This is a genomic window from Streptococcus sp. NPS 308, from assembly GCF_002355895.1.
GTDB lineage: Bacteria > Bacillota > Bacilli > Lactobacillales > Streptococcaceae > Streptococcus.
Genome location: NZ_AP017652.1, coordinates 430,932 through 447,164 on the forward strand (window position 1 = coordinate 430,932; position 16,233 = coordinate 447,164).

The window sequence follows — 16,233 nt, forward strand, 5'->3', positions numbered from 1 at the left end:
CACAGAATCCAATCTGTGTGTGGGCTTTTTTCTTTCGGTCATTTTGTTTATCTTTTATTAGGGCCTTAAGTCGCTTTGATGAATTTGAGTTCTATCTGCAGCTCCTTGCCTACTACTAAAAGCAAACAAAACGGCCGGATTAATATGGAAAGAGGAAAAATTTTATGACAACTAAAGGTTATTTTGGACAATTTGGTGGTAGTTTTGTACCGGAGCCGATTCAGACTCTGTTGGATGAGTTGGAAGTGACATTTGACAAATACAAGGATGATCCAGAATTTTTGGCAGAATTTCACCATTACTTGAAGGATTATTCTGGTCGCGAAACACCGCTTTATTTTGCGGAAAGTTTGACAGACCACCTAGGTGGAGCTAAGATTTATCTCAAGCGCGAAGACCTTAATCACCTTGGTTCTCACAAGCTCAACAATGTTTTAGGACAAATTCTTCTTGCCAAACGTATGGGCAAAAAAAGAGTGATTGCAGAAACAGGAGCTGGTCAGCACGGTGTTGCGACAGCAGCTGCTGCAGCCAAGTTTGGTATGGCCTGTGATGTCTACATGGGGGCAGAAGATGTGGAGCGTCAACGTCTCAATGTTTTCCGTATGGAGATGATGGGAGCGACCGTTCACGCAGTTGAAACGGGGACACGAACTCTCAAGGATGCGGTCGATGCAGCCTTTGGAGCATGGATGAATGACCTTGAAGCCTTCTACGTTTTGGGATCTGCTGTAGGCCCTCATCCTTATCCTACCATTGTTCATGAATTCCAAAAGGTCATCAGTGAAGAATCTCGCCGTCAAATCTTGGAAAAAGAAGGCCGTTTACCAGACTACGTCATTGCTTGTGTGGGTGGTGGTTCGAATGCCATTGGAGCTTTTTCACAGTATGTGACTGATGAAGAAGTCAAATTGGTAGGAGTAGAAGCTGCCGGTCACGGACTGGATACAGACAAGCATGCAGCCACTATGACAAAGGGTAGTGTCGGAATTGTCGATGGTATGAAGACCTATGCAGTCTTTAAGGAAGATGGAGAGCTGGCTCCAGTTTACTCTATCTCAGCTGGTTTGGACTATCCAGGGGTTGGCCCAGAACACGCCTACTTTAAAGATTCAGGCCGCGTAGAATACGTAGCAGCGACAGATGAAGAAGCTGTTCAAGCCTTGCTCCTTCTCAGCAAGACAGAAGGGATTATCCCAGCGATCGAAAGTTCGCACGCTATCGCAGAAGCGGTTAAACGTGCACCGAAACTAAGTAAGGATGAGATTATCATCATCAATGTCTCTGGTCGTGGAGACAAGGACGTAGCTGCGATTGCAGACTACCTGGAAGCTAAAAAATAAGAGATGGAAAAATTACAGTCTTTTCTCTCACAGAGAGCTTGTGGTTGCTGGAAACAAGCAGAGAAAGCTGTAAGGTTGGGTCCATCTGAAACGAGAGAAGAAAACATAATTCTCAGGGGAGTGCCCTTTATCGCACAGCCTGTTATAGGAAAGTTCTGAGACAGGAATGAGAGATAGGAGAAATCCTATAATTGAGGTGGCACCGCGAATTTCGTCCTCACGCAAGTTATTTTGCGTGGGGATTTTTCATACAGTCGCCACGGACTAGAATTAGAACTGAAAGGGAAATTACAATGGAACGAATCATTCATGGAGATGTCTTATCACCAATCTTGGCTTATATGCGCCTAAAGGGACAACACAAGGTTATCTTAGAAAGTATTCCGAGAGACAAGGAAACCGCTCGTTTTTCTATCCTAGCCTATAATCCGGTTTTTGAGATTAAGTTTGAAAATGGAGTCCTTTCTCAAAATGGCCAAGTGATTGATCGGGATCCCTTGGATTACCTTTATGAAGTAACTCATAAGAGCCAGCATCATTCAGACCTACCTTTTGGTGGGGGAGCTATTGGCTTTGTCGGTTACGATATGATTTCGCTCTATGAAGAAATTGGTCAAATCCCTGAGGATACAATTGGAACGCCAGATATGCATTTCTTTGTCTATGAGAGCTACATGGTTTTTGACCACAAGAAGGAAAAAATCCATGTCATCGAAGATGCTCTTTACAGCGAGCGCAGTCAAGAAGACTTGGAAAAAGCCTTGAAGCAAGTGCTTGAGGAATTACGCATTCCTGCTCCAAATGAATTTGAAGATTTGGATCTATCTCCGCTGAACTTCAAACCCCATATCGCTCCTCAGAAGTTTGAGGAAATGGTCGAAACAACTCGCGACTTGATTCGTAATGGAGACATGTTCCAATGCGTGCTCAGTCAACGCTTCTCAGCAGAAGTTACTGGAAATCCATTTGACTTCTACAGAAATCTCCGCGTGACCAATCCTTCTAATTACCTCTATTTCTATGATTTTGGGGATTATCAAATCATCGGTGCCAGTCCTGAAAGTTTGGTTTCTGTCAAAAATGGCATCGTGACAACCAATCCGATTGCAGGTACGCGACCAAGAGGAGCTACGGATGAAGAGGACAAGGCCTTGGCGACAGACCTCCTGTCTGATGAGAAGGAAACAGCAGAACATCGGATGTTGGTAGACTTGGGACGTAATGATATTGGTCGTATCTCTGAAACGGCAAGTGTCCAAGTCACCAAGTATATGGAAGTGGAGCTTTTCCGCTATGTCATGCATTTGACCAGCGTGGTCAAGGGACGTTTGCTTCCAGACCTCACTGCCATGGATGCCTTGAAAGCTACACTTCCAGCTGGAACAGTTTCAGGAGCACCAAAGATTCGGGCCATGAGACGCATCTATGAACTGGAGACGGAAAAACGAGGCGTATACGCAGGAGCAATCGGCTACTTGTCTGCGACGGGTGATATGGATTTGGCCATCGCCATCCGAACAATGATTCTCAAAAATCAAACAGCCTATGTGCAGGCTGGGGCAGGGATTGTCTATGACTCTATCGCCCAAAACGAATACCAAGAAACCATTAATAAGGCTAAATCTATGACTAGAATTGGAGAACTAAGACCATGATTTTATTGATTGATAACTATGATTCCTTTACCTATAACTTGGCCCAATACATCGGGAATTTTGCAGAAGTGCAGGTTTTGAGAAATGATGATCCCAAGCTGTATGAAGAAGCTGAAAAAGCAAATGGTCTGGTCTTTTCTCCCGGTCCTGGTTGGCCAGTGGATGCTGGAAAGATGGAAGGCATGATTCGAGACTTTGCAGGTAGGAAGCCGATTCTAGGGATTTGTTTGGGGCATCAAGCCATTGCAGAAGTCTTTGGTGGTAAGCTAGGTTTGGCTCCCAAAGTCATGCATGGGAAACAAAGCCATATCAGCTTTGAAGCGCCTTCTGTTCTCTATCAAGGTATTGAGGATGGTCGTCCAGTCATGCGTTACCACAGTATTTTGATTGAAGAAATGCCTGAAGACTTTGAAGTGACAGCTCGTTCGACTGATGACCAAGCCATCATGGGGATTCAACATAAAAACCTACCGATTTATGGTTTCCAGTACCATCCAGAGAGCATTGGAACGCCAGATGGATTGTCTTCTATTCGGAATTTTATCGAGAAGATTGTAAAGTGAGGAAACTAGGATGAAAGAGATTATTGAAAAACTAGCAAAATTTGAAAATTTATCAGGTGTGGAAATGACGGATGTCATTGAGCGTATCGTAACTGGGCGTGTAACTGAAGCACAGATTGCTTCTCTCCTATTGGCCCTTAAGATGAAGGGAGAAACTCCTGAAGAACGCACAGCCATTGCCCAAGTCATGAGAGGGCATGCCCAACATATTCCAACTGAAATTCATGACGCCATGGACAACTGTGGTACAGGAGGCGACAAGTCTTTCAGCTTTAACATCTCCACAACTGCAGCCTTTGTCTTGGCTGGTGGTGGTGTTCACATGGCAAAACACGGTAACCGTTCGATTTCTTCTAAATCGGGTTCGGCAGATGTCCTTCAAGCCTTGGGCATCAACCTAGACCTCAAACCAGCTGAACTAGGTAAGGTATTTGATAAAACTGGAATCGTCTTTCTCTTTGCTAAAAATATGCACCCAGCTATGAAATACATCATGCCAGCTCGTTTGGAGTTGGGAATTCCAACGATTATGAACTTTACTGGTCCCCTGATTCATCCAATGGCCTTGGAAACACAGTTGCTAGGCATTAGTCGTCCAGAGCTGCTAGAAAGTACAGCTCAGGTATTGAAAAATATGGGTCGCAAACGTGCCATCGTGGTTGCTGGACCAGAAGGGCTTGATGAAGCTGGCTTGAATGGAACAACCAAGATTGCTCTTCTTGAAAATGGCGAAATCACCTTGTCAAGCTTCACTCCAGAGGATTTGGGAATGGAAGGCTACGCTATCGAAGACATTCGAGGAGGAAATGCTCAGGAAAATGCAGAGATTTTGCTTAGCGTTCTTCAAAACGAACCAAGTCCATTTTTGGAAACGACAGTCTTGAATGCTGGTCTTGGTTTCTATGCTAATGGTAAGGTAGCTAGTATCAAGGAAGGAGTTGCCTTGGCTCGTCAAGTGATTGCTAGTGGCAAGGCCCTTGAAAAACTCAGACTGTTACAGGAGTACCAAAAATGAGTCAGGAATTTTTAGCACGAATTTTAGAGCAGAAGGCGCATGAAGTCGAGCAGATGGAGCTGGAGGAAGTCCAGCCCTTGCGCCAGACCTATCGCTTAGCAGAATTTTTGAAGAATCACCGTGACCGTTTGCAGGTAATCGCTGAAGTCAAGAAAGCTAGCCCTAGTCTGGGAGATATCAATCTCGATGTGGATATTGTGCAACAGGCCCAGACTTATGAAGCAAACGGCGCAGTGATGATTTCGGTTTTGACAGATGAAGTTTTCTTTAAAGGGCATTTGGATTATCTACGAGAGATCTCCAGTCAGGTAAACATTCCAACGCTCAACAAGGACTTTATCATCGATGAAAAGCAAATCATCCGTGCTCGCAATGCCGGCGCGACAGTTATCTTGCTTATTGTCGCTGCCTTGTCAGAAGAACGTCTCAAGGGACTTTACGACTACGCGACAGAGCTTGGTCTGGAAGTCTTGGTGGAAACCCACAATATAGCTGAACTGGAAGTGGCCCACAGACTTGGTGCTGAGATTATTGGGGTCAATAACCGCAACTTGACCACCTTTGAAGTCGACTTGCAGACTAGTGTAGACTTGGCCCAACACTTTAAGGAAGATCGTTATTACATTTCTGAATCTGCTATTTTCACAAGGCAGGATGCGGAACGAGTAGCACCATACTTTAACGGAATTTTAGTTGGGACAGCTCTCATGCAGGCGGAAGATGTGGCCCAGAGAATCAAGGAGTTACAGATTGACAAAGGTTAAGATTTGTGGGCTATCGACCAAAGAAGCGGTAGAGACAGCCGTTTCAGCAGGGGCAGACTACATCGGTTTTGTCTTTGCACCTAGTAAAAGACAGGTGACCTTGGATCAGGCTGCTGAGCTGGCAAAGCTCATTCCTTCAGACGTTAAAAAGGTTGGTGTATTTGTTTCACCAAGTCGGGCAGAACTGCTAGAAGCGATTGACAAAGTTGGCTTGGACTTGGTACAAGTTCATGGTCAGGTAGGGGATGATTTGTTTGAGGATTTACCTTGTGCCAGCATTCAGGCCGTGCAGGTGGATGGAGAGGGGCATGTACCCAATTCTCAGGCAGACTATCTACTCTTTGATGCCCCTGTGGCAGGGAGTGGTCAGACCTTTGACTGGGGGAAATTGGATACGACAGGACTAGCTCAGCCCTTCTTTATCGCAGGTGGCCTTAATGAAGATAATGTAGTAAAAGCAATTCAACACTTTACTCCCTATGCAGTAGATGTATCGAGTGGAGTGGAGACAGATGGACAAAAAGATTATGAAAAGATTAGAAGATTTATAGAGAGGGTAAAGCATGGCATATCAAGAACCAAATAAAGATGGATTTTACGGAAAATTCGGCGGACGTTTCGTCCCAGAAACACTGATGACAGCAGTTTTGGAGTTGGAGAAGGCCTACCGTGAAAGTCAGGCGGACCCAAGTTTCCAAGAGGAATTAAACCAGCTCTTACGCCAGTATGTAGGACGTGAAACACCTCTTTACTACGCAAAAAACTTGACCCAGCATATTGGTGGAGCCAAGATTTATCTCAAACGGGAAGACCTCAACCATACAGGTGCACACAAGATTAACAATGCCTTGGGACAAGTTCTTCTCGCTAAACGCATGGGCAAAAAGAAAATTATCGCTGAAACAGGTGCTGGTCAGCACGGTGTGGCAACTGCAACAGCTGCAGCCCTCTTTAACATGGAATGTACTATCTACATGGGTGAGGAAGATGTTAAACGCCAAGCCCTTAATGTCTTCCGTATGGAGCTTTTGGGAGCCAAGGTCGAGGCCGTGACAGATGGTTCGCGCGTGCTCAAGGATGCAGTTAATGCAGCCCTTCGTTCATGGGTGGCAAATATCGATGATACCCACTATATCCTTGGTTCTGCCTTGGGACCTCATCCTTTCCCAGAAATCGTTCGTGACTTCCAAAGTGTCATCGGGCGAGAGGCTAAACAACAGTACCGTGACTTGATAGGTCAAGATTTGCCAGATGCACTAGTAGCCTGTGTTGGTGGTGGTTCTAATGCTATCGGACTCTTCCAACCCTTTGTAGAAGATGAGTCAGTAGCCATGTATGGGGCTGAAGCAGCTGGACTTGGTGTAGATACAGAGCATCACGCAGCGACCTTGACCAAGGGACGTCCAGGTGTTCTCCATGGTTCTCTTATGGATGTGCTCCAAGATGCCAATGGTCAAATTCTTGAAGCCTTCTCTATATCAGCAGGTTTGGACTATCCTGGTATCGGTCCAGAACACTCTCACTATCATGATATCAAACGTGCCAGCTATGTTCCTGTGACTGACGAGGAAGCCTTGGAAGGATTCCAACTCTTGTCTCGTGTGGAAGGGATTATCCCAGCCTTGGAATCGAGTCATGCTATCGCTTTTGCAGTGAAATTGGCCAAAGAACTTGGACCAGACAAATCCATGATTGTCTGTCTATCAGGTCGTGGGGACAAGGATGTAGTTCAAGTCAAAGACCGCTTGGAAGCTGAAGCAGCAAAGAAGGGAGAAGGTCATGCCTAAGACTCTAACAGAAAAATTGAATGCTATAAAAGCAGCTGGAAAAGGAATTTTCGTTCCTTATATTATGGCTGGAGACCATGAGAAAGGTTTGGATGGACTAGGAGAAACAATCCACTTTTTAGAAGATTTGGGTGTCTCTGCCATTGAAGTGGGCATTCCCTTTTCAGACCCTGTTGCAGATGGACCTGTTATCGAAGAAGCTGGCTTGCGCAGTCTAGCCCACGGGACCTCTACCCAGGCTTTAGTTGAAACCTTGAAAACCATTGAAACAGAGGTTCCACTTGTCATCATGACCTACTTTAACCCCCTCTTTCAGTATGGTGTGGAGAATTTTGTCAAAGATTTGGCTGATACAGCGGTTAAGGGCTTGATTATCCCAGATCTGCCTCATGAGCATGCCAACTTTGTAGAACCATTTTTGGCAGATACAGACATTGTTTTGATTCCTTTAGTAAGTTTGACCACAGGGATTGAGCGTCAGAAAGAGTTGATTGAAAGGGCGGAAGGCTTCGTCTATGCAGTTGCCATCAATGGGGTGACAGGGAAATCTGGCAATTACCGCGCAGACTTGGACAAGCACTTGGCGCAACTTCATCAAGTGGCCGATATCCCAGTCTTGACAGGTTTTGGTGTATCTAGTCAAGCCGATGTAGAACGTTTCAATGCAGTGTCTGATGGCGTTATCGTCGGTTCAAAAATCGTAAAAGCTCTCCACCAAGGAGAGCCGATTGAGGACTTTATCAAACAAGCAGTAGCTTACCAAAAATAATCATACAAGCAGCTAGCAAGAGGAAAGGCACAAAAGGAAGTCTTTCCTTTTTCTTTTGGAGGAGAAAGGCTAGGATCCCCGTCGCAGAAGCAAACTGAATCAAGATCAGCAACTCTATCACACTAAAGACGAGAGCACAAGAAGCCAGAAATAGAAAATCCCCTGCTCCCATGCGGATATCGATAAAATGGGCTATGATTCCAAGGGCAAGGAAGAAAATCATAACCAGATTCCAGTCAGAGCAGGCCATTAGGACTAGATGGAAAGTCATCCAGACCAGTAAGGGATACTCCTGATGGCGAAAGTCATAGATACCCAAGGTCAAGCCAGCAGTGATCAGGATGACTTGACCCAAGGAAAGCCAGCCCCAAGACCAAGCTAGAAAGAGGATTCCTAAGCCTAGTTCAAAGAGGGCATACCAGACAGGATAGCGAACCTTGCAGTAGCGACAGCGAAAGCGACCAATCAATTGAGAGATAATCGGAATCAAATCTAAGGGACGCAAGCGAGTCTGACAGGAATCGCAGTGGCTAGCTGGTCGAATAATGGATTGCTCAGGGAAACGGTCAATGACCAAACCGAGAAAGGAAGCGAGAATGCTCCCGACAAGAAAAAAATAAAGATCAATCATACTTATCTATTCGTAAAAAATAGGAGAAGTAGTATAATGGAGAAACATAGATAAGATGGTGAGGAAAATATGACAATGCGTTTTGAAGAAAAGGTAAGCGTAGAAAATGCTCAGCTCGTATGCCAATGGTCCAACTCCCTTGGCAAATCCTTTCAAGAACAATGGATGGGACCAATGATTCCTTTTCCCTTAACCATTCAAGTCTTGCAAGATTTAGAAGGAATCTTTTCAATCTTTGATGGACAAGAGTTTGTGGGGCTTATCCAGAAAATCAGGCTAGAAGACAGGAATCTTCATATCGGGAGATTTTTTATCAATCCCCAGAAACAGGGACAAGGCTTAGGTAGCCAGGCTTTAAGGAAGTTTGTTAGTTTGGCATTTGAAAATGAAGACATAGATACTATTTCTCTAAATGTCTACGAGGCAAATCAAAAAGCTTACAATCTTTACCAAAAAGAAGGATTTGAAATCGTTCAAATGGTTGAAACACCTATACGAAAATACATCATGAAAAAGGGTAGATAGCAGTCACTTGAGTTAGAGTCCCAAGGATATCCAAGGATAAGGAAGTTGCCTTTTAAAATTGGAAACAAGATTTCTACGATTTCTTAGATAGAGGAGATAAACATGTCGAGATGTAGAAAAATACGAATCTTGCTCGCTTCTGTAATTGCCTTAGTTGTTGGTATCAATCTTTATTTTCTGTATCAAAACCACCAAAACAGTTCCAACTAAAGGCTTCCTTTGAAGAAAAGGATAATATAGCAGTCTTACAACATTTAATGGATTCAGGAAAATATGCGTCTGACATGCGAAAAGCTGGCTATATTGTTCCTTCCGATAGAGCTATTCGCTTGGATGGAGGGATTGACTCCATAGGGATAAAAGGAGACATCGATTTGAAAATGTTGAATCCTGGCAGGGATAAGTCTCTGTTTTATTTGAAACAATGGTAAATGAGGAAAAAATAAATGCCTACTATATTTTAGATCATCAATTAACCCTAAAACGTAGTTACTATTCTTATATTAGGAATCAAAATAAAGAAAGTGCGACGATATCTCAAGCCGAAGAAGAACGCTTGTTAAAGATTGTTCAAAAAGAGTTGAAATCTTTTCTAGATAAGATGTATCAGACTTTGTATGCTTGATGTTACTAGTGAGAAATGGATGCGAGACTCTGTTCAGGATGTCAATGATTGTGAGAAAGGAGGGACAAGAATGTTTACAGAATTGCTCTTTATTGTCTCTTTTGTGTTACTTTTACGTTTGTTTAAAAGTAGGCGCTCACGAATCTTTATAGGAGTCTTGTATAGTTTGCTGCTAGTCTAGTTTGTCTTTTCAGTTTTGAACTATGGCAAATACACTCTTCAACCAGGTCAATCCGTCAACTTAAGAGTAAATCACAGAACACAAGATTTGGAATACTATTCAATCTTCATCTTGAAGAAAAATGATTCAAGCAGAATTAAATTAACTGGCTCAAGTGTTTGGAGTGAGAGAACTGGTGATGTTTACTCTGAAGTAGAGGGACAAAAAATTATAAAAAGCCATGGTTTGGACGAGGAGGATGAAGAACTTCCAAACACCCAACCAGATATTTATTTAGTAAAAGATGGAGTTGTTGTGAATTACCAAGGTGAAAAAGTGTTTGATGCCACCAATAACAAGCCCTACACGATAAGCATTACCAATGTAGACAACCAACCAGCCCAATTTGAAGCACAGGTGGTGGATAAGTAAGTCAGTCTATTAGTGTGTAACCTTTTAAATGTTGTATCTTTAAAAGGAGCCATATTATTTTAAACAAGCAAAAAGCCTTGATTCCAAGGCTCTTCCTGTTGACAATTCCTTTTAACGAAAATTGGGAAACGTGTTTAGAATCCGATCTACGAAAAAAGAGGACATTTGCGGTCCTCTTTTTGACTACTATAGATGAAAAGGTCAGCTAACTTTTAGTCTTATTTTTCGTCTTTGTGAAGCATGTTTTTAACACCTTCAATAGCGCCTTCGACTGCGTCTTTAGCATCTTCGGCAACTTCTTTTACTTTAGAAACAACTTTTTCAGCTGTTCCTTCTTTTTCCATTTTTTCATCGCCAATCATTTTGCCGACACCTTCTTTAATGGAACCTTTTGCTTGATTTAATTTTTCTTCTGTTGACATGATTCTGCCTCCTTTAAATTGATTGATTTAGACCAGATGAATTAGTGTACGCGAGCTTTTTCATTTGTTTCGCCTTTAACGGCTTCAACACCTTCGCCTACTTTTTCTTGAACAGCAGCAACACCTGAACCGATACCAGATTTCACTTTTTCAAATTGTTCTGAAGCAAATTCTCCTGTTGAAGAAGCCACGTCAGTTACTCGGTCTTGAAGGCTTACTGAATCTGCTTCATGCTGTTCCTTCGTTTTGATATCAACAACATTCACATTGACTTCAACAACTTCTAGATCCGTCATTTTTGTAACTTGTGATACGACAACATCTTTGATTTCCTTGTACAAAGCAGGAACATTCTTTTGGTATTCAACAACAATGTTCAAGTCAACTGCAACTTGTTCTTTCCCAACTTCAACATTGACACCATGAGTGACATTATCTGTATTGATAATTTTTTCTGTTAGATTAGAGAAGAATCCTCCATCCACATCCAAAAGTCCAGGTACTTTTTCAAGTGAAAGACCAATGATTTTTTGGATGACTTTGTCTTCATAAGTGAGTTCCCCTTTAACATCTTGAGAAACAACAGCAACATCTTTTTTTTCTACATTTTTATCTACGTTTGACATACGAGACTCCTTTATTTATTTAAATATTTTTCCTTAACATAGTATCCAGCAAATGCTCCTAGGGCTCCACAAATTAGTACAAATAGTGTTTTGAAAAAGCCAAAGGATAGGATAAAGCAAGCGAGAATGACACCTACTAAACCTGCAATGATTGGATACTGATATTTTTTAAACCATTCCATTTTTACTTCCTTACTTTACACGACTAACAGTCTTTTTGGTCGTTTTTCGAGGTTCAAATTCTTTTACTTTAACTTCAAGTTTTACCTCACGTTCAATACCAAAGAACTGCTTTAATCCATGAGTTATTTCATTCTGAATGACTAGACATCGATTTGAGATGTTGTCTGAAGGAAGAATTTTCCCTTCTACAGTAACGAAACATTTATTTTTGCGGCTATTTACATGGACCGTTGGTTCTTTCATCAACTGATGATCAATAACCAAACATCGAACAAAGCCTTCGATAGCTGAATTTTTTAGTTTTAATGTATCTTCTTGAGTTTCTAATTGAATCTCTAGATATTGTTTAGGATAAAAGAGTATCACTAACATTGAAATTAAAACTAAAACAGATAGGACAAGTGTCCCCCAAAAGACATATCTAGCAATCAGGAATTCAGCGTAGAGTTCTCTCCAACTGAATAAGTGGATCCCTAAATCACTGACCTGATGATAATCTATGAGAATAGGAAGGAAAATAGTCAAGATTAAGATACAGAAAATAAGTAACAATATTTTCTTTGATTTTGACATATTAAATCCTTTCAATTGAAAAGCTTTAAACCATAATTTTACCCGTCTACAGTATTCAAAATTATGGCTTATCACTTTTAATTTCTTATTAGGTAATGCTTATTTTTTACCAAATAGAAATGAAACGACTGCAACAACAATCACAGCACCAACGATTGACGGAATAATAGCCATTCCAGCCAATGAAGGTCCCCAGCTTCCTAGAAGTGATTGCCCTACAGACGAACCGATAAGACCTGCAAAGATATTTGCAATCAATCCCATTGAACCACCTTTTTTAGTGATTGCACCTGCGATGAGACCAATAAGACCTCCTACAATAATGGACCACAACATAGTGTATCCTCCTTTTCTATTTCTAAATCAAAGAGTCAATTTCTTTGATTGAACTAATTATATAGTATTTCAACTTGGAAACATAATAGTTCGTCTTAAAAACCGTACTGTAAACATGTACTTTAGATACAAATAAATAAGAAAATCTTGAAGCTACTGGGTTTCTAAGGGATTAGACTAGTCTTTTTATGACAAGCAAAAGTCGTTGTAAGAGGATAAATACACTCCATGTGGTATAATTGCATGAAGATTGAAAGACAATCCTTCAGTTTATTATAAAGAAAGAAAAGCTATCCATGAGAGATTTATTATCGAAAAAAAGTCACAGACAATTAGAATTATTAGAATTACTATTTGAAAACAAACGCTGGTTTCATATTTCAGAACTAGCAGAATTATTGCACTGTACAGAACGTTCTGTAAAAGATGACTTGTCCCATGTCAGGTCTTCTTTTCCTGACTTGATATTTCATTCCTCAACAAACGGCATCCGTATCATTAATACTGATGATAGTGATATTGAGATGGTCTATCATCATTTTTTTAAGCATTCAACCCACTTTTCAATTTTAGAATTTATCTTTTTTAATGAAGGATGTGATACTGATAGTATTTGCAAAGAGTTTTATATCAGTTCTTCCTCTCTTTACCGTATCATCAGTCATATTAATAAAATTATTAAGAAACAATATCGTTTTGAAATTAACCTTAATCCAGTTCGAATCACAGGAAATGAGATTGATATCCGTTACTTTTTTGCTCAGTATTTTTCAGAGAAATATTATTTCTTTGAATGGCCTTTTGAAGATTTTTCAGTAGAACCTTTGTGTAAGCTGTTAGCACTGGTCTATAAAGAAACAGCATTTCCTGTCAATTTCGCAACTCAAAGAATGCTAAAGTTGCTCCTCGTTACGAATTTATATCGAATAAAGTTTAGTCATTTCTTGGAAGTTGAGAAAAATTCTTTTAACAATGAATTGTTAGAATCTTTCATGCAGGCAGAAGGAATCGAAGACATTGTAGCGAGCTTTGACTCTGAATATCATATCTCTCTGAATAAAGAAGTGATAGGTCAACTGTTTGTATCCTATTTTCAAAAAATGTTTTTCATAGATGAAGAAGTATTTCTGAGCTATGCCAAAACAGACAGTTATGTAAAAAAATCATATCGATTATTGGGAGAGTTAGTTGATCAGGTATCAAGAGAGTATAATCTTCAAATAGACAATAAGGACAATCTTATCTGGCATCTACATAATACGGCACATCTGCATCGTCAGGAATTATCTACAGAGTTTATCCTGTTTGATCAAAAAGGCAATACAATCAAGAACTTTCAAAATATTTTTCCTCGATTTGTTTCAGAGGTGAAGGAAGGAATTGAACATTATCTAGAGGGTTTGGATATGGATTGCAATTCGATGAAAGTCAATCATTTATCCTATACTTTTATCACCCATAGCAAACACTTAGTTCTAAATCTTTTACAAAATCAACCCAAATTAAAGGTTTTAGTCATGAGCAATTTTGATCAGTATCATGCAAAATCAGTAGCGGAAACACTTTCTTATTATTGCAGCAACAATTTTGAACTGGAAGTTTGGAGTGAATTAGAGTTATCACTTGAGTCCCTAAAAGATTCACCTTACGATATCATTATTTCTAATTTTATTATTCCTCCTATTGAAAATAAGAGACTAATCTATTCCAATAATGTCAATACAGTCGCTCTCATCTCTTTGCTTAACGCAATGATGTTTATTCGATTAGATTAGTGAGTGAAAGAAGACTCCATCCATCTCTAGGGTAGATTTCCTTTAGATAGGTGGAGTCTTTTTGAATATTAAAAAATTTCATATCTATCATTAGCAGAGATCCTTGTTACATTCATTTTGGGATCTGTTTTAAATAGTATATGCCCAGAGGTAAGTATAAAAAGAAAGACCTTTTAATCTTGTATCAAAAAACTTGAAACGGGATGTATCATAGATTGAATCGAAACCCTATCCTATGATTTGTTGGCTATTCGAACACGGGTTACAAAACCATATGGATCACTAAATTCTAACTCTCTTGAGTTTAGCCATGTGATTGGTGCCTCAACTTCACGTGTATGCTGGTCAATGATAAGGAGTTCCTCTTTACTTGTAACTTCAATGAGATAGTAGGCTAGGCCTGGCAAGCTTTGCTGACGTTTGGTTAGACCTTTTCCGAACCACTTATCCATTGCCAAGTGATGTATTGATTTTTAGTTGTAAGATATGACATTGTGTTTTCCTTTTTATTTCTTAAAGCTGAGGACTGTTTTTCCACGTGAGCGACCATTAGCGACCTTGTCTAATGCGCTATTTACCTCTTCAAATGGATAAACTGTATCGATAGAGGGTTTGATTTCTAATTTACTAAAGAGGTCAGCTACCTCTTGTAATTGAGCGCCATTGCTTTCTACAAAGATAAAATGATAGTGGACGCCATATTTTTCCGCCATCTTATCAAATTTGCGACCTGCTAAGCCAAGAATCATCTGTTTCCATTTTGGTAGATTCATGCGTTTGGCAAAGGCACCGTTTGGCATGGCACGAAGGGAAACAAGATGACCACCTTTTTTCATGATAGACATTTGTTTTTCAGTTTCAGCCCCACCAAGTGTATCGAGGACATAATCAACCTGGCTAACAGTTTTTGTATAATCCTCTGTTTTGTAATCGATAAATCTATCTGCTCCTAGTTTCAGAACACGCTCAGCACTATCTCCAGCTCCATTGGTGATGACCTTCAAACCTTTGGCCTTGGCAATTGGAATGGCCATTCCACCGACACCACCAGTCCCACCAGAAATAAAGATCGTTTTCCCAGCTTGAGCGCCCATGAGTTCAAGAGCCTGTATAATGGTCAAGGCAGTAAGAGGAACAGAAGCAGCCTCCTCGTCTGATAGATAGTCTGGAACCTTGGCTAAGGCTTGGCTATCGACAGCTACGTATTCTGCAAAGGCGCCGATATGATCAAGTGGCAGACGGCCAAAGACACGGTCTCCTATCTGAAAGTTGTCAACTTGCTTGCCAATGCTTTCAACGATCCCACCGACCTCGTTACCTGCAGTTTGAGGAAGTTTGTAAGGAACAATCATCTTGACCTCACCACGAGAGATCATGTTATCGAGAGGATTAACACCGGCTGCGGTGACTTTCACCAATACTTGTTTGTCTGTAATACTTGGTTTAGCGATTTCTGTGATGTTCAGTGTGATATTGTTTTTGTTATAAGTAGTGTGTTGTGCGGCTTTCATGTGATTTCTCTTTTCTTTTTCTATATGATTTTATACCTGTATCTGATACAAGTATATGTTATTTCCAGTAAAAACTGACTTGTTATCAAATCAGTTTCGGACTTGTTTAGCTTGTTTATATAGATTGTCAATGACATCTTCTAAAGTTTGATTTGCTAATTCCTTCTCTAATTGAGATTCGGCACTAGCGAAAAGCGGTGAAACTGCTCCTTGGATATGTTTTCCAACAGGGCAATCAGGATTGCTATTTTGATGAACAGGGAATAAACTAATGTGATTGATTTCTTGAGTAGCATAGTAGATCTCTAGTAAAGTCATTTTCTTTGGAGACTTACTGAGTTGATAACCTGTTTTTCCTTGCTGGGAATGAATCAAATCTGCATTTTTCAATAAGGCAATCACTTTTCGAATGTAACTAGCGTTAGTCCCAACACTAATAGCTAGTGCTTGAGAACTTAAGGTTTCCTTGCTTTCACTAATCATTGTTAAGATATGCAAAGCAACTGAGAATTTTGTATCCATATGAATCCCTCTCTTA

The 16,233-nt window shown here is 40.7% G+C and carries 20 protein-coding genes, 1 pseudogene and 2 other annotated features (1 of these 23 cut by a window edge); of the genes and pseudogenes, 12 read left to right on the forward strand and 9 right to left on the reverse strand.

The features are described 5' to 3' along the window. Window positions 1–2: a binding site (T-box leader), on the forward strand; it begins 224 nt to the left of the window's first position. A 162-nt stretch (window positions 3–164) separates the two neighbouring features. The 8 genes from trpB (SNAG_RS02415) to trpA all read left to right on the forward strand — a co-directional run bounded on the left by trpB (SNAG_RS02415) (window position 165) and on the right by trpA (window position 7,896). Further along, complete coding sequence (gene trpB, locus SNAG_RS02415; protein ID WP_096406200.1) at window positions 165–1,343, forward strand: tryptophan synthase subunit beta; 1,179 nt, start codon at window positions 165–167, stop codon at window positions 1,341–1,343. After that, window positions 1,340–1,565 (forward strand) — a binding site (T-box leader). (Overlaps the previous gene by 4 nt.) A 71-nt stretch (window positions 1,566–1,636) precedes the next feature. Further along, window positions 1,637–2,998, forward strand: a complete 1,362-nt coding sequence (gene trpE, locus SNAG_RS02420) for an anthranilate synthase component I (RefSeq protein ID WP_096406202.1) — start codon at window positions 1,637–1,639, stop codon at window positions 2,996–2,998. Continuing rightward, the gene (locus SNAG_RS02425) at window positions 2,995–3,561 is read left to right on the forward strand and encodes an aminodeoxychorismate/anthranilate synthase component II (RefSeq protein ID WP_096406205.1); all 567 of its coding nucleotides are present in this window, start codon (window positions 2,995–2,997) and stop codon (window positions 3,559–3,561) included. The genes trpE and SNAG_RS02425 overlap by 4 nt, the downstream gene beginning before the upstream one ends. Before the next feature lie 10 nt (window positions 3,562–3,571). Next, window positions 3,572–4,576, forward strand: coding sequence for an anthranilate phosphoribosyltransferase (gene trpD, locus SNAG_RS02430; protein ID WP_096406207.1), 1,005 nt, complete (start codon window positions 3,572–3,574; stop codon window positions 4,574–4,576). Continuing rightward, on the forward strand, window positions 4,573–5,340 hold the full coding sequence (gene trpC / locus SNAG_RS02435; RefSeq protein WP_096406210.1) for an indole-3-glycerol phosphate synthase TrpC: 768 nt from the start codon (window positions 4,573–4,575) through the stop codon (window positions 5,338–5,340). Before trpD ends, trpC begins: the two co-directional genes overlap by 4 nt. Then, window positions 5,327–5,926 (forward strand): phosphoribosylanthranilate isomerase, encoded by a 600-nt coding sequence (locus SNAG_RS02440; protein WP_172842379.1) that lies wholly within the window; start codon window positions 5,327–5,329, stop codon window positions 5,924–5,926. Before trpC ends, SNAG_RS02440 begins: the two co-directional genes overlap by 14 nt. Then, a complete protein-coding gene (gene trpB / locus SNAG_RS02445; protein ID WP_096406215.1) occupies window positions 5,904–7,127 on the forward strand; it encodes a tryptophan synthase subunit beta in 1,224 nt (407 codons plus the stop codon). Before SNAG_RS02440 ends, trpB (SNAG_RS02445) begins: the two co-directional genes overlap by 23 nt. Continuing rightward, complete coding sequence (gene trpA / locus SNAG_RS02450) at window positions 7,120–7,896, forward strand: tryptophan synthase subunit alpha (protein WP_096406217.1); 777 nt, start codon at window positions 7,120–7,122, stop codon at window positions 7,894–7,896. The genes trpB (SNAG_RS02445) and trpA overlap by 8 nt, the downstream gene beginning before the upstream one ends. Here trpA and SNAG_RS02455 read toward each other — a convergent pair. Beyond that, complete coding sequence (locus tag SNAG_RS02455; RefSeq protein ID WP_096406220.1) at window positions 7,868–8,527, reverse strand: prepilin peptidase; 660 nt, start codon at window positions 8,525–8,527, stop codon at window positions 7,868–7,870. The genes trpA and SNAG_RS02455 overlap by 29 nt on opposite strands. A gap of 69 nt (window positions 8,528–8,596) precedes the next feature. Here SNAG_RS02455 and SNAG_RS02460 point away from each other — a divergent pair, with 69 nt between their 5' ends. The 3 genes and pseudogenes from SNAG_RS02460 (at window position 8,597) to SNAG_RS02475 (ending at window position 10,269) form a co-directional block, all read left to right on the forward strand. After that, window positions 8,597–9,052, forward strand: coding sequence for a GNAT family N-acetyltransferase (locus tag SNAG_RS02460; protein ID WP_096406222.1), 456 nt, complete (start codon window positions 8,597–8,599; stop codon window positions 9,050–9,052). A gap of 102 nt (window positions 9,053–9,154) precedes the next feature. Continuing rightward, window positions 9,155–9,677, forward strand: a pseudogene (locus SNAG_RS10000) (thiol-disulfide isomerase). Window positions 9,678–9,873: 196 nt separating this feature from the next. After that, a complete protein-coding gene (locus SNAG_RS02475; RefSeq protein WP_231906652.1) occupies window positions 9,874–10,269 on the forward strand; it encodes a hypothetical protein in 396 nt (131 codons plus the stop codon). A 218-nt stretch (window positions 10,270–10,487) separates the two neighbouring features. Here the strand turns inward: SNAG_RS02475 and SNAG_RS02480 are convergent, their stop codons facing one another. The 5 genes from SNAG_RS02480 to SNAG_RS02500 all read right to left on the reverse strand — a co-directional run bounded on the left by SNAG_RS02480 (window position 10,488) and on the right by SNAG_RS02500 (window position 12,409). Further along, the gene (locus SNAG_RS02480; RefSeq protein WP_000102421.1) at window positions 10,488–10,691 is read right to left on the reverse strand and encodes a CsbD family protein; all 204 of its coding nucleotides are present in this window, start codon (window positions 10,689–10,691) and stop codon (window positions 10,488–10,490) included. A gap of 41 nt (window positions 10,692–10,732) precedes the next feature. Then, complete coding sequence (locus SNAG_RS02485) at window positions 10,733–11,317, reverse strand: Asp23/Gls24 family envelope stress response protein (protein ID WP_070696162.1); 585 nt, start codon at window positions 11,315–11,317, stop codon at window positions 10,733–10,735. Window positions 11,318–11,328: 11 nt separating this feature from the next. Further along, the gene (locus tag SNAG_RS02490) at window positions 11,329–11,499 is read right to left on the reverse strand and encodes a DUF2273 domain-containing protein (protein ID WP_000454669.1); all 171 of its coding nucleotides are present in this window, start codon (window positions 11,497–11,499) and stop codon (window positions 11,329–11,331) included. A 10-nt stretch (window positions 11,500–11,509) separates the two neighbouring features. After that, entirely contained in the window at window positions 11,510–12,073 is a 564-nt protein-coding gene (gene amaP, locus SNAG_RS02495; RefSeq protein ID WP_025168468.1) for an alkaline shock response membrane anchor protein AmaP, read from the reverse strand. A 99-nt stretch (window positions 12,074–12,172) separates the two neighbouring features. After that, window positions 12,173–12,409, reverse strand: coding sequence for a GlsB/YeaQ/YmgE family stress response membrane protein (locus SNAG_RS02500; RefSeq protein ID WP_000964741.1), 237 nt, complete (start codon window positions 12,407–12,409; stop codon window positions 12,173–12,175). A 296-nt stretch (window positions 12,410–12,705) separates the two neighbouring features. Here SNAG_RS02500 and SNAG_RS02505 point away from each other — a divergent pair, with 296 nt between their 5' ends. Then, window positions 12,706–14,184, forward strand: a complete 1,479-nt coding sequence (locus SNAG_RS02505; RefSeq protein WP_096406227.1) for a M protein trans-acting positive regulator PRD domain-containing protein — start codon at window positions 12,706–12,708, stop codon at window positions 14,182–14,184. A gap of 233 nt (window positions 14,185–14,417) precedes the next feature. Here the strand turns inward: SNAG_RS02505 and SNAG_RS02510 are convergent, their stop codons facing one another. The 3 genes from SNAG_RS02510 to SNAG_RS02525 all read right to left on the reverse strand — a co-directional run bounded on the left by SNAG_RS02510 (window position 14,418) and on the right by SNAG_RS02525 (window position 16,217). Beyond that, complete coding sequence (locus tag SNAG_RS02510; protein WP_096406230.1) at window positions 14,418–14,636, reverse strand: hypothetical protein; 219 nt, start codon at window positions 14,634–14,636, stop codon at window positions 14,418–14,420. A 54-nt stretch (window positions 14,637–14,690) separates the two neighbouring features. Next, window positions 14,691–15,695, reverse strand: a complete 1,005-nt coding sequence (locus SNAG_RS02520; RefSeq protein ID WP_024056548.1) for an NADP-dependent oxidoreductase — start codon at window positions 15,693–15,695, stop codon at window positions 14,691–14,693. Window positions 15,696–15,785: 90 nt separating this feature from the next. Continuing rightward, on the reverse strand, window positions 15,786–16,217 hold the full coding sequence (locus SNAG_RS02525; protein WP_000379854.1) for an Rrf2 family transcriptional regulator: 432 nt from the start codon (window positions 16,215–16,217) through the stop codon (window positions 15,786–15,788). Window positions 16,218–16,233 lie beyond the last annotated feature (16 nt).

Excerpts from the sequence above, each read along its gene's own strand:
- SNAG_RS02480 (WP_000102421.1), bottom strand. The coding sequence starts at position 10,691 with ATGTCAACAGAAGAAAAATTAAATCAAGCAAAAGGTTCCATTAAAGAA.
- SNAG_RS02500 (WP_000964741.1), bottom strand. The coding sequence starts at position 12,409 with ATGTTGTGGTCCATTATTGTAGGAGGTCTTATTGGTCTCATCGCAGGT.
- trpA (WP_096406217.1), top strand. The coding sequence starts at position 7,120 with ATGCCTAAGACTCTAACAGAAAAATTGAATGCTATAAAAGCAGCTGGA.
- SNAG_RS02505 (WP_096406227.1), top strand. The coding sequence starts at position 12,706 with ATGAGAGATTTATTATCGAAAAAAAGTCACAGACAATTAGAATTATTA.
- trpB (WP_096406215.1), top strand. The coding sequence starts at position 5,904 with ATGGCATATCAAGAACCAAATAAAGATGGATTTTACGGAAAATTCGGC.
- SNAG_RS02485 (WP_070696162.1), bottom strand. The coding sequence starts at position 11,317 with ATGTCAAACGTAGATAAAAATGTAGAAAAAAAAGATGTTGCTGTTGTT.
- SNAG_RS02460 (WP_096406222.1), top strand. The coding sequence starts at position 8,597 with ATGACAATGCGTTTTGAAGAAAAGGTAAGCGTAGAAAATGCTCAGCTC.
- SNAG_RS02425 (WP_096406205.1), top strand. The coding sequence starts at position 2,995 with ATGATTTTATTGATTGATAACTATGATTCCTTTACCTATAACTTGGCC.
- SNAG_RS02525 (WP_000379854.1), bottom strand. The coding sequence starts at position 16,217 with ATGGATACAAAATTCTCAGTTGCTTTGCATATCTTAACAATGATTAGT.
- SNAG_RS02510 (WP_096406230.1), bottom strand. The coding sequence starts at position 14,636 with ATGGATAAGTGGTTCGGAAAAGGTCTAACCAAACGTCAGCAAAGCTTG.
- SNAG_RS02520 (WP_024056548.1), bottom strand. The coding sequence starts at position 15,695 with ATGAAAGCCGCACAACACACTACTTATAACAAAAACAATATCACACTG.
- SNAG_RS02490 (WP_000454669.1), bottom strand. The coding sequence starts at position 11,499 with ATGGAATGGTTTAAAAAATATCAGTATCCAATCATTGCAGGTTTAGTA.
- trpE (WP_096406202.1), top strand. The coding sequence starts at position 1,637 with ATGGAACGAATCATTCATGGAGATGTCTTATCACCAATCTTGGCTTAT.
- amaP (WP_025168468.1), bottom strand. The coding sequence starts at position 12,073 with ATGTCAAAATCAAAGAAAATATTGTTACTTATTTTCTGTATCTTAATC.
- trpD (WP_096406207.1), top strand. The coding sequence starts at position 3,572 with ATGAAAGAGATTATTGAAAAACTAGCAAAATTTGAAAATTTATCAGGT.
- SNAG_RS02455 (WP_096406220.1), bottom strand. The coding sequence starts at position 8,527 with ATGATTGATCTTTATTTTTTTCTTGTCGGGAGCATTCTCGCTTCCTTT.
- trpC (WP_096406210.1), top strand. The coding sequence starts at position 4,573 with ATGAGTCAGGAATTTTTAGCACGAATTTTAGAGCAGAAGGCGCATGAA.
- trpB (WP_096406200.1), top strand. The coding sequence starts at position 165 with ATGACAACTAAAGGTTATTTTGGACAATTTGGTGGTAGTTTTGTACCG.